Annotated in this window: 12 protein-coding genes; 8 read left to right on the top strand and 4 right to left on the bottom strand. The window is 66.8% G+C overall.

All coding sequences use genetic code 11. From position 1 onward, the window contains the following. Positions 1–162: 162 nt before the first annotated feature. The gene (gene acs, locus KUD94_RS01995) at positions 163–2157 is read left to right on the top strand and encodes an acetate--CoA ligase (protein ID WP_218238243.1); all 1995 of its coding nucleotides are present in this window, start codon (positions 163–165) and stop codon (positions 2155–2157) included. Positions 2158–2238: 81 nt separating this feature from the next. Next, positions 2239–3228, top strand: a complete 990-nt coding sequence (locus tag KUD94_RS01990; RefSeq protein ID WP_218238242.1) for a P1 family peptidase — start codon at positions 2239–2241, stop codon at positions 3226–3228. Here the strand turns inward: KUD94_RS01990 and pssA are convergent. From pssA to KUD94_RS01970, 4 genes are all read right to left on the bottom strand, one after another. Continuing rightward, positions 3219–4052, bottom strand: a complete 834-nt coding sequence (gene pssA / locus KUD94_RS01985) for a CDP-diacylglycerol--serine O-phosphatidyltransferase (protein ID WP_218238241.1) — start codon at positions 4050–4052, stop codon at positions 3219–3221. The two genes, KUD94_RS01990 and pssA, sit on opposite strands and share 10 nt — an antisense overlap. Before the next feature lie 155 nt (positions 4053–4207). Further along, entirely contained in the window at positions 4208–5224 is a 1017-nt protein-coding gene (gene ilvC / locus KUD94_RS01980) for a ketol-acid reductoisomerase (RefSeq protein WP_218238240.1), read from the bottom strand. A gap of 48 nt (positions 5225–5272) precedes the next feature. Continuing rightward, positions 5273–5764 (bottom strand): acetolactate synthase small subunit, encoded by a 492-nt coding sequence (gene ilvN / locus KUD94_RS01975; protein WP_146911520.1) that lies wholly within the window; start codon positions 5762–5764, stop codon positions 5273–5275. A gap of 184 nt (positions 5765–5948) precedes the next feature. Next, positions 5949–7742: an acetolactate synthase 3 catalytic subunit gene (locus KUD94_RS01970; protein WP_218238239.1), complete on the bottom strand. Its 1794-nt coding sequence runs from the start codon at positions 7740–7742 to the stop codon at positions 5949–5951. A gap of 278 nt (positions 7743–8020) precedes the next feature. Between KUD94_RS01970 and KUD94_RS01965 the strand changes: the two genes are divergently transcribed. From KUD94_RS01965 to KUD94_RS01940, 6 genes are read left to right on the top strand one after another with little or no spacing between them, the layout of a single operon-like run. Continuing rightward, positions 8021–8596 (top strand): RNA polymerase sigma factor, encoded by a 576-nt coding sequence (locus KUD94_RS01965; protein ID WP_218238238.1) that lies wholly within the window; start codon positions 8021–8023, stop codon positions 8594–8596. Beyond that, positions 8593–9039, top strand: a complete 447-nt coding sequence (locus tag KUD94_RS01960; RefSeq protein ID WP_218238237.1) for a DUF3619 family protein — start codon at positions 8593–8595, stop codon at positions 9037–9039. Before KUD94_RS01965 ends, KUD94_RS01960 begins: the two co-directional genes overlap by 4 nt. Positions 9040–9069: 30 nt before the next feature. Then, positions 9070–10062 (top strand): DUF3106 domain-containing protein, encoded by a 993-nt coding sequence (locus KUD94_RS01955; RefSeq protein WP_218238236.1) that lies wholly within the window; start codon positions 9070–9072, stop codon positions 10060–10062. Beyond that, positions 10059–10610 carry an RDD family protein gene (locus KUD94_RS01950; protein ID WP_218238235.1) on the top strand — a complete coding sequence of 184 codons (552 nt, stop codon included), beginning with the start codon at positions 10059–10061 and terminating at the stop codon, positions 10608–10610. The genes KUD94_RS01955 and KUD94_RS01950 overlap by 4 nt, the downstream gene beginning before the upstream one ends. Continuing rightward, a complete protein-coding gene (locus KUD94_RS01945) occupies positions 10607–10996 on the top strand; it encodes a diacylglycerol kinase (RefSeq protein ID WP_218238234.1) in 390 nt (129 codons plus the stop codon). Before KUD94_RS01950 ends, KUD94_RS01945 begins: the two co-directional genes overlap by 4 nt. Further along, positions 10989–11582, top strand: a complete 594-nt coding sequence (locus KUD94_RS01940; RefSeq protein WP_218238233.1) for a TIGR00730 family Rossman fold protein — start codon at positions 10989–10991, stop codon at positions 11580–11582. The genes KUD94_RS01945 and KUD94_RS01940 overlap by 8 nt, the downstream gene beginning before the upstream one ends. Positions 11583–11614 lie beyond the last annotated feature (32 nt).

The raw sequence follows: 11614 nt of genomic DNA, 5'->3' as shown, positions 1-11614 counted from the left end.
TTGTCATCGCCCGCATTGTAGAAAGCGCGGTCGGCGCCAGGGCCGGCGCGGGCGTAGCAAAATGCGCCGGTAGACCGCGCCCTGATTCGTCAGAACCCTGTAAGTGCGAACTGCAACAGTGATCCGGTTTGGCAATAACTTCTTGATAGGAGACAAATTCCCATGGCCACCTCTTCTTCTGCAATCGATTCGATACTGGTCGAAAACCGGGTATTTCCGCCGTCCGAAGAGATGGTGAAAAACGCCAACATCTCCGGCATGGATGCCTACAAGGCCATGTGCGCCGAGGCCGACAAGGACTTCGAAGGCTTCTGGGGCAATCTGGCGCGCAAGCACGTGGTCTGGACCAAGCCCTTCACCCGCGTGCTCGACCAGAGCAATGCTCCGTTTTACAAGTGGTTTGACGACGGCGAGCTCAACGTCAGCGCCAACTGCCTGGACAAGCACATGGGCACGCCGGTCGAGAACAAGACCGCGATCATCTTCGAGGCCGACGACGGCGCCGTCACCAAGGTCACCTACAAGGAACTGCTCGCGCGCGTGGGCAAGTTTGCCAACGCGCTCAAGAGCCGCGGCATTCAAAAGGGCGACCGCGTCATCCTCTACATGCCGATGACCATCGAGGGCGTGGTAGCGATGCAGGCCTGCGCGCGCCTCGGTGTCATCCACAGCGTGGTCTTCGGCGGCTTCTCGGCCAAGGCGCTGCAAGACCGCATCGTGGACGTCGGCGCCGTCGCCGTGATCACCGCCAACTACCAGATGCGCGGCGGCAAGGAGATGCCGCTCAAAGCCATCGTCGACGACGCCATTGCCCTGGGCGGCTGCGAATCGGTCAAGAACGTCTTCGTCTACGAGCGCACCAAGACCGCCTGCGCGATGACCGCCGGGCGCGACCACACCTTCAGCGAGGTGCTCGAGGGCCAGAGCAGCGAATGCGCGCCGGTGCCGGTGAATGCCGAGCACCCGCTCTACATCCTCTACACCTCGGGCTCCACCGGCAAGCCCAAGGGCGTGCAGCATTCCAGCGGCGGCTACCTGCTGCAGGCCAAGCTGACCATGGACTGGACCTTCGACCTCAAGCCCGAAGACGTCTTCTGGTGCACCGCCGACATCGGCTGGGTCACGGGCCACTCCTACGTGGTCTACGGGCCGCTGGCCGCGGGCGCGACCGAAATCGTCTTCGAAGGCATTCCCACCTACCCCAACGCCGGGCGCTTCTGGGACATGGTGCAGCGCCACAAGTGCAGCATCTTCTATACCGCGCCGACGGCGATCCGCTCGCTCATCAAGGCCTCGGAAGCCGACGACAAGGTGCATCCCAAGTCCTACGACCTGTCGAGCCTGCGCATCATCGGCAGCGTGGGCGAGCCGATCAACCCAGAAGCCTGGGTCTGGTATTACAACCACGTGGGCGGCGGGCGCTGCCCCATCGTCGACACCTACTGGCAGACCGAAACCGGCACGCACATGATCAACCCGCTGCCGGGCGCCACGCCGCTGGTGCCGGGCTCGTGCACGCTGCCGTTGCCCGGCATCTACCCGGCGATCGTCGATGAAACCGGCGAGGAAATGCCCAACGGCAAGGGCGGCATGCTGGCCTACAAGAAGCCTTGGCCCAGCATGATCCGCACCATCTGGGGCGACCCCGAGCGCTTCAAGAAGACCTACTTCCCGCCGGAGATGAAGGGCTTTTACTTCGCCGGCGACGGCGCGGTGCGCTCCGAAGACCGCGGCTACTTTCGCGTGACCGGCCGCATCGACGACGTGCTCAACGTCTCGGGCCACCGCCTGGGCACCATGGAAGTCGAATCGGCCCTGGTGGCCAAGACCGACCTGGTGGCCGAGGCCGCCGTGGTCGCGCGTCCCGATGACCTCACGGGCGAGGCCATCTGCGCCTTCGTGGTCTTGAAGCGCCCGCTGCCCAACGACGATGAAGCCAAGGCCATCGCCAAAGAGCTGCGCGACTGGGTAGCCAAGGAAATCGGCCCCATCGCCAAACCCAAGGACATCCGTTTCGGCGAGAACCTGCCCAAGACCCGCTCGGGCAAGATCATGCGCCGCCTTCTGCGCTCGCTGGCCAAGGGCGAGGCGATCACGCAGGACACCAGCACGCTGGAGAACCCGCACATCCTGGAGCAGCTCGCGCACAACAACTGAGCGCGCTGCGATACTCCGGGCCCAGGGGCCTGCCGATTCCACGGGGTCGGCAGGCCCCGGTTTTTTCCGGGAGCACACAGCATGGATGCAGGAGCCATCACCGACGTCGCCGGCCTTGAGGTCGGCCATTTCAGCGACCCGCGCCGCCCCACGGGCTGCAGCGTGGTCATCGCGCGCGACGGCGCGGTCGCCGGCGTGGACGTGCGCGGCGCGGCGCCGGGCACGCGCGAAACCGATCTGCTCGACCCGACCCATCTGGTGCCCCACGTGCACGCCGTCCTGCTGGCCGGCGGCAGCGCCTGGGGGCTGGACGCCGCCAGCGGCGTGATGCGCTGGCTGGAAGAGCACGGCATAGGCATGGACGTGGGCGCAGGCCTGGTGCCCCTGGTGCCGGCCGCGGTGCTGTTCGATTTGCATGTGGGCGACCCGCGCATCCGCCCCGACGCCCAGGCTGGCTACGCCGCCTGCGCCGCCGCTTCGCGCCAGCACCCGGACGAAGGAAATGTGGGCGCGGGCAGTGGCGCCACCGTGGGCAAGCTCTTCGGCCCCGAACTGGCGATGAAGAGCGGCATAGGCACGGCCTCGGTGCGCCTGGGCGAGGTGACCGTGGGCGCGCTCGTCGCCTGCAACGCGGTGGGCGACGTGGTCGACCCCGCCAGCGGCCAGACCGTGGCCGGCGCGCGCACCGCCGACGGCCGCGCGCTGCGCCACTGCAGCGCCGCCCTGCTGCGCGGCGAGGCCCTGCACCCGCTGCTGGCCGGCACCCACACCACCATCGGCGTGGTCGCCACCGACGCACCGCTCACCAAGGCCGAGGCCAAGCGCCTGGCCACGACCGCGCACGACGGCCTGGCGCGCACCATCAACCCGGTGCACACCATGATGGATGGCGACACGCTTTTTGCCCTGTCCACCGGCAAGGCGGCGCGTTCACCGGGCATGATGGTGCTGGCCGTGATGGCCGCCGAGGCCGTGGCCCGGGCCACGCTGCGCGCCGCGCGCATGGCGCGCGGCATCACCACCGGCAACGGACTGATCCTGCCCGCCTGCGCCGACCTTGCTCAGTCGTGAAGCCCGCGCTCGTCAGGCTCGTCGGTAGAGATGCTGATCACGCTCACCGGCTGCCCCTTGGACTTGCGCCAGGCATAGATGGCATAGCCCGACAGGCTGTAGCAGGCAAAGGCCAGAAACAGCACGCTGGGCGGATCGATGTTGATGATGGCAATGCCCAGCGCAATCAGCACCAGCACCACGAAGGGCACGCTCTGGCGCGCCTGCACATCCTTGAAGCTGTAGAAGGGCACGTTGGTCACCATGGTCAGGCCCGCATACAGCGTGATGGCAAACGCGATCCAGGTCGCCTGCGGCCAATTGAGGTGCCCGCCTATGCCGCGCTGCACGCCGTTGTCGGTCATCAGCCAGATGAAACCCATCACCAGCGCCGCTGCCGCCGGTGAGGGCAGGCCCTGGAAGTAGCGCTTGTCCACCACCGCGGTGTTGACGTTGAAGCGCGCCAGGCGCAGCGCCGCGCAGGCGCAGTAGACGAAGGCCGCAATCCAGCCCCAACGCCCCAAGCCCTTGAGCGCCCAGACGTAGACGATGAGCGCCGGCGCCGCGCCGAACGAGACCATGTCGGCAAGCGAATCCATCTGCTCGCCAAACGCGCTCTGGGTGTTGGTCATGCGCGCCACGCGCCCGTCCAGGCTGTCGAAAATCATTGCCGAGAACACGCCCAGGGCCGACTGGTCGAAGCGCCCGTTGATCGCCATGACGATGGCGTAGAAGCCGCTGAACAAGGCCGCCAGCGTGAACAGATTGGGCAGGATGTAGATGCCTTTGCGGCGCTTGCGCGCCAGCGCATCGCCGTCCTGACCGTTCTCGTAGTTTGAAGGCATATTCGTGTTTATCCCTTGCACTGCAAGCGCTTGCAGCTATTGTTTTTATGATTTCCGGGCGGTGAATGTCCGCGCCACAGTGTAGCCAGCGGGCGCACACGCAAAAAGGCCACCGCGGTGGTGGCCTTGTGGGGCAAAAGCGGTGCCGGCCGCGCTCAGTTGCGGCTGCGATCGACCAGCTTGTTCTTGGCGATCCAGGGCATCATGGAGCGCAGCTTCTCGCCCACGACCTCGATCTGGTGCGCGGCCATGTTGCGCCGGCGCGCGGTCATGCTCGGGTAGCCGGTGCGCCCTTCCAGGATGAACTGCTTGGCGTAATCGCCGTTCTGGATGTTCCTGAGCGCCTCGCGCATCGCCGCACGCGAGCTCTCGTTGACCACGCGCGGTCCGGTCACGTACTCGCCGAACTCGGCGTTGTTGCTGATCGAGTAGTTCATGTTGGCGATGCCGCCCTCGTAGATCAGGTCCACGATGAGCTTGAGCTCGTGCAGGCACTCGAAATAAGCCATTTCGGGCGCATAGCCGGCTTCCACCAGGGTCTCGAAGCCCATCTTCACCAGTTCCACCGCGCCGCCGCACAGCACCGCCTGCTCGCCAAAGAGGTCGGTTTCGGTTTCTTCGCGGAAGTTGGTTTCGATGATGCCGGCCTTGCCGCCGCCGTTGGCCATGGCGTAGGACAGCGCCAGGTCGCGCGCCTTGCCCGACTTGTCTTGATGCACCGCCACCAGGTGCGGCACGCCGCCGCCCTGGGTGTAGGTATTGCGCACGGTGTGGCCGGGCGCCTTGGGCGCGACCATCCAGACGTCCAGGTCGGCGCGCGGCACCACCTGGTTGTAGTGCACGTTGAAGCCGTGCGCGAAGGCGAGCGAGGCGCCCTGGCGGATGTGCGGCTCCACATGGTTGGCATAGACCTCGGCGATCTGCTCGTCGGGCAGCAGCATCATGACAACGTCGGCGGACTTGACGGCCTCGTCCACTTCCTTGACGGTGAGGCCGGCCTTGCCGACCTTGTCCCAGCTCGCGCCGCCCTTGCGCAGGCCGACCACGACCTTCACGCCGCTGTCGTTGAGGTTTTGCGCATGCGCGTGGCCCTGGCTGCCGTAGCCGATGATGGCCACGGTCTTGCCCTTGATGAGGGACAAATCACAGTCTTTGTCGTAGAAAACTTTCATGGGTGCTCCGGTTGAAATGTCTCGATGGGGAAAAAACGCAAGGGAAATTCAGACGCGCAACACGCGCTCGCCGCGGCCTATGCCGCTCAGGCCGGTGCGCACGGTTTCGAGTATGGCCGAGCGGTCTATCGCCTGCAAAAAGGCCTCGGTCTTCTGCTGGTCGCCGGTGATCTCTATGGTGTAGCTCTTTTCCGTGACGTCGATGATGCGTCCGCGGAAGATGTCGGCCATGCGCTTGAGCTCCTCGCGCTCCTTGCCCACGGCGCGCACCTTGACCATCATCAGTTCGCGCTCGGCATAGGCGCCTTCGGTCAGGTCCACGACCTTGACCACTTCGATCAGGCGGTTCAGGTGCTTGGTGATCTGCTCTATCACCTCTTCCGAGCCGTGCGTCTGTATCGTCATGCGCGACAGCGACGCGTCTTCCGTGGGCGCCACGGTGAGCGACTCGATGTTGTAGCCGCGCGCCGAAAACAGGGCAACCACGCGCGACAGGGCTCCGGGCTCGTTCTCGAGCAGCACGGCAATGATGTGTTTCATGGTGAGATTCCTCTTTTTGCGACGGCAGCACGATCAAGCAGTGATCGCGCAAAACTGCCGTTTTTTGCCGCCCTCCCCCGGCCCCGGTAAGGGCCAGGCTTGGCGGGCAATAGATTCGTCAAAAATTGCTATTGTAAAAATAGCTGCTTGCGCCCGTCCACAAAGGGCTAAGGGCTGATTTTGCTCAAAGGTCTTCGGAACCCAGCAGCATTTCCGTGATGCCCTTGCCCGGCTGCACCATGGGAAAGACGTTTTCCGTAGGGTCGGTGCGGATGTCCAGAAACACCGTGCGGTCCTTGAGCCGGCGCGCTTCGCGCAGCGCGCCTTCCACGTCCTGCGGGCGCTCCACCAGCAAACCGACGTGGCCATAGGCCTCGGCGAGCTTGACGAAGTTGGGCAGCGCATCCATGTAGGTCTGGCTGTAGCGCCCGGCGTACTGGATCTCCTGCCATTGGCGCACCATGCCCAGGTAGCGGTTGTTCAGCGCGACGATCTTGATCGGCGTGTCGTACTGCAGGCAGGTGGAGAGCTCCTGGATGTTCATCTGCACCGAGCCCTCGCCGGTAATGCAGAACACTTCGGAGTCGGGCTTGGCCAGCTTGATGCCCATGGCGTAGGGAATGCCCACGCCCATGGTGCCAAGGCCGCCCGAGTTGATCCAGCGGCGCGGCTCGTCGAAGTGGTAGTACTGCGCGGCCCACATCTGGTGCTGGCCGACGTCGGAGGTGATGTAGGCATCGGCGCCGCGGGTCATGTTCCACAGCGTCTCGACCACGAACTGCGGCTTGATGACCTCGGTGTTGCCGCGGTCGTAGGCCAGGCAGTCGCGCCCGCGCCACTCCTCGATCTGCTTCCACCATGCGGCCAGCGCCTGGGCGTCGGGCTTGGTGCTCGCTTCGCGCACCTGGCTGATGAGCTCGCCCAGCACTTCCTTGACGTCGCCCACGATGGGCACGTCCACGCGCACGCGCTTGGAGATGCTCGACGGGTCGATGTCGATGTGAATGATCTTGCGGTCGCGCTGGGCAAAGTGCTTGGTGTTGCCGATCACGCGGTCGTCAAAGCGCGCGCCCACGGCCAAGAGCACGTCGCAGTTCTGCATCGCGTTGTTGGCCTCGTAGGTGCCGTGCATGCCCAGCATGCCGACGAACTTGCGGTCGCTCGCCGGATAGGCCCCGAGACCCATCAGCGTGTGCGTGACCGGGTAGCCCAGCAGATCGACCAGCGTGCGCAGCTCCTGGCAGGCATTGCCCAGCAACACCCCGCCGCCGGTATAGATGTAGGGGCGCTTGGCCGACAGCAGCAGTTGCAGCGCCTTGCGGATCTGCCCCGGGTGCCCCTTCTTGACCGGGTTGTAGGAGCGCATCTCCACCGTCTCGGGGTAGCCGGAGTACAGCGTCTTGTTCAGCGAGACGTCCTTGGGGATGTCGACCACCACCGGGCCGGGCCGGCCGGTGCGCGCGATGTGAAATGCCTTCTTGATGGTCAGCGCCAGGTCGCGCACGTCCTTGACCAGGAAGTTGTGCTTGACCACCGGGCGCGTGATGCCCACGGTGTCGCACTCCTGGAAGGCGTCCAGCCCGATCGCGGCCGTCGGCACCTGCCCGGCCAGCACCACCATGGGGATGGAGTCCATGTAGGCCGTGGCGATGCCGGTGACCGCATTGGTCAGGCCCGGGCCGGAGGTGACCAGGGCCACGCCGACGTCGCCGGTGGCGCGCGCATAGCCGTCGGCCGCATGCACCGCCGCCTGTTCGTGGCGCACCAGCACGTGTTCGATCACGTCCTGCTTGTACAGCTCGTCGTAGATGTAGAGCACCGCGCCGCCGGGGTAGCCCCAGAGGTGGCGCACGCCCTCGGCCTGCAGCGCGCGAATGAGGATCTCGGCGCCCATCAACTCCTGCGGCGCGCCGGACGCACCCGCACTGCCCTGGACGGCCGCAGCCGCCTTTGCCATTTCGGCCTTGGAGATTTCCATGTTCAACCTTTGCGAATTTCTCTGACGAAAAACCTAGGGTGCCCCTCGGACGAGCCCTCGTGAGGCTGCGTTGGGACTTGAGGCCTCGGCCATGGGCGTCGACAGGTTCGCGCCCGACCGGGACCCGTTTGCTTCGTAACAAGTAGGCTCGCATTATTGCACCGCAACATCGGCTTGTGGCAAATGGAGCCAAAAGACAACACGATGGGATAATCGCCGCTGTCGCGGTGCAGCATGCGCCGCCGCCGTGCCCCTGGCGCCCGCGGGAACCCCCTTCCTTGGCCACAGAACAAGAGCTCTCCGATTTCCTCAAGAACACGGAAAGGCGCGCCTTCAAGCGTGCGCTCTACCACGTGCGTGACGAGGAGGCGGCGCTGGACATCGTGCAAGACAGCATGCTCAAGCTGTCGGTGCACTACGGCGACAAGCCGCCGGCCGAGCTGCCCATGCTGTTTCAGCGCATCCTCTCCAACTGCATGCTGGACTGGTTTCGCCGGCAAAAGACGCGCAAGGCGCTGTTCACCAACCTCAGCGACTTTGAAGGCCCGTCCGACGATGGGCAGGATTTCGACCTGCTCGAGACCTGGCTGGCGCCCCAGGACGGCGCCGGCGCCGGCGCCCAGAGCGCGGAAGATTCGCTGCGGCGAAGCCAGACGGTGCAAGCCATCGAAGCGGCGATCGAGCAGCTTCCGACCCGTCAACGCGAGGCTTTTCTGATGCGTTACTGGGAAGAAATGGATGTTGCAGAAACCGCAGCCGCCATGGGATGCTCTGAAGGCAGTGTAAAAACGCACTGTTTTCGTGCCGTTCAGGCCCTGGGCAAGATGCTCAAGGCCCAAGGAATCACGCCATGAACCAGACCACTGCCACGCTCAGCCCCGAAGCGGACGCCTTCGCGCGCCGCGTTGCCCTGCGCCTGACGCAGGCCAGCGACGAGCTGCACCACGACATCAGCGAACGCCTGCGCGTGGCGCGCCTGCAGGCGCTGGCCGAGCGCAAGCGCCCGGCGACGCAGCCGGCGCTGCACTGGCGCAGCGCGCCCGCCGTGCTCGCCCAAGGGCCGGCGGCCACGCTCGGCGGCGGCGCGCCTTCGCACTGGTGGCAGCCGGCGCTGTCCGTGGTCTGGATCGTCGCGCTGCTGATCGGCCTGGTGCTGGTGCACCATACGCAGGTGGAAAACACCACGAGCGAGCTCACCGAGATCGACACCGCCCTGCTCACAGACGAGCTCCCGCCCTCCGCCTATGCGGATCCGGGCTTTGCACAATTCCTCAAATCCAGCCGCAGCAAACCCTGATGCCCAGACGTTCTGCCCGGCGCTGACGCAATGCCAGCACCGCCCGCCAGCCAGCCTTCCCGCCCGCTATCGCTCATCGCCCTCGTTCTGACTCTGGCGTTGTGCGTCGCGCTCGCGTGGGCCGGCTGGCTGGCGGCGCGCCAGGTCAGGGCGTTGCCGGGCGTGGTCATGCCGGTGAGCAAACCGGCGCCCGCGGCCATGCTCCCCGCGCGCCGGCCCGCCCCGGTCGTCGAAGAATCCGGCCCGCCCTGGCTCAGCCTGGGCAGGGCGCAGCAGCAGGCGCTGGAGCCGCTGCAGCCGCACTGGAGCACGCTGACCGAAGCGCAAAAGCGCAAATGGCTGTCGATCGCCGACGGTTTTGCCACGCTGACGCCGTCCAGCCAGAAGCGGCTGCAGGCGCGCATGACCGCCTGGGCCGCGCTGACCCCGCAGGAGCGCAACCGCGCCCGGCTGAACTTTGCGGCCACGCGCAAGCTCGCGCCGCCGGCGCGCCAGGAGCAATGGGACGCCTACCAGGCCCTGGCACCTGAAGCGCGCCAGGCCTTGATCGAGCGGGCGGCGCCCGCGCCGCAGGGGGCGGCGATCGCGGTGCGCCCCGCGCCGGCAAACAAGTTCGTGCGCGTACCCGCGGCAGAGAGCAAGACGCCCGCAAGCGCCAATCCGCCCAAGATCCTGCCGCCGGTGGTGGACATGGTGCCGGTACCAGTAGTGCGCCCGCCTGAAGCGGCGCCGGTGGAGACCGCGCCGGTAAGCATCCCCTCGGCCACCGGCACCGATCTGCCGCCACTGGGCAGCACGCCTGCAGCCGCGCCGCCCGCCGCGCCGCCAATGCCGGACAAACCGCTCAGTCCGCTGACGGGCGATCTGCCCGCGCCCAGCTTGAGCCCGGCGGCCGGTGAAGCCTCGCCCATGCCGGTGGAGCCGGCGCCGACGCCAGAACCGGTGCCAAGCTCCGCGCCGGCGCCAAGCCCCGCGCCGACGCCGGACGCGGGCAACCTCAGCCCGCGCCGCACCGAGCCATGAGCGCCGCGACGCCGCCCTCCTCCCCCGTCGCCGCACCGCTGGCCGAGGCGAGCCTGCAAGCCCCCGCGCTGTGGCGGCGCATGGCTTGCTGGCTGTACGAAGCCATCTTGCTCTTCGGCCTGGTATTCATTGCCGACTATCTGTTTGACACCCTGAGCCAATCGCGCCACGGCCTGGCCAACCGCGCGCTGCGCATGGGCTATCTGTTCGTCGTCTTCGGCATCTATTTCGGCTGGTTCTGGTCGCGCGGCCAGACCCTGGCGCAAAAGACCTGGCACATTCGCGTGGTCGATGCCCGGGGGCGCGCGCTCAGCCAGCCGCGCGCGCTGCTGCGCTATCTGCTGGCCTGGCTGTGGTTCCTGCCGCCGCTGGCCGCGCACCAGCTCGGTCTGCCGCTGTTCAGCACGCTGGCCCTGCTGCTGCTGTGGATCGTGCTCTGGGCGCTGGCAAGCCGCCTGCATCCGCAGCAGCAGTTCTGGCACGACCAGCTTGCCGGCACGCGCCTGATCCACGACACGCGCCCCGCGCCGGCGCGCCGCAAGCCATGAGCGACGTCCACCCGCACAAGCGCCGCAGCGGCCTGGTCCGGCTCTGGCACGCCACCGGCTATTCGCTCGCGGGCCTGCGCGCAGCCTGGGCGGAAAAGGCCTTTCGCCAGGAAGCCGTTCTTGCCTTGCTGATGCTGCCCGCAGCCTGCTGGCTGGCCAGCGACTGGCTGCAGCTTGCGCTGCTCTGGGCCAGCGTCGTGCTGGTGCTGATCGTGGAGCTGCTCAATTCGGGCATAGAGACGGCGATCGATCGCATCGGGCCCGAGCTGCACCCGCTGTCCGCGCGCGCCAAGGATCTGGGCAGCGCTGCGGTGCTGCTGTCGCTGCTGCTGGCCGGCGCCGTCTGGGCGCTGGCGCTGTACCACCGGTTTTTCTCCCATGGCTGAAGTGGCGTTTTCCCTTTGCGTCTACCTGGGTTCGCGCCCGGGCAACAGGCCGCTGTTTGCCGAAGCGGCGCAGCAGGTGGGCCGCTGGATAGGCGAGCACCAGGGCCAGCTCGTCTACGGCGGCGGCAACAGCGGCCTCATGGGCGTGCTGGCGCAGGCCACGCGCGCGGCGGGCGGGCGAGTAGTGGGCGTCATCCCGCAGGCGCTGGTCAACAAGGAGCTGGCCAACCACGCCTGCGACGAGCTGCACATCGTCGCGACCATGCACGAGCGCAAGGCCATGATGGCCGAGCGCAGCGACGCCTTCCTGGCCTTGCCCGGCGGCATAGGCACGCTGGAAGAGCTGTTCGAGATCTGGACCTGGCGCCAGCTGGGCTACCACGACAAGCCGGTGGGCGTGCTCGACGCCGGCGGCTATTACGCGAAGATGCTCGCCTTCCTGCAGCAGGCGGTGGACGACGGCCTGATGAGCGACTGGCAGATGCGGCTGGTGCGCACCGGCAGCGACCCGGCAAGACTGCTGCAGGAGCTGGTGCAGGAAGCCGGCCTGCCCGGCCCGAGCGGCCAGCTGCGCAGCGTGATCTGAGCGGCGCTGTTGCCGCCCGCATTGCCTGGGGC

The sequence above is a fragment of the Comamonas sp. NLF-1-9 genome (genome assembly GCF_019195435.1).
GTDB lineage: Bacteria > Pseudomonadota > Gammaproteobacteria > Burkholderiales > Burkholderiaceae_C > Comamonas_C.
This window is presented reverse-complemented; position numbering and strand designations above follow the sequence as displayed.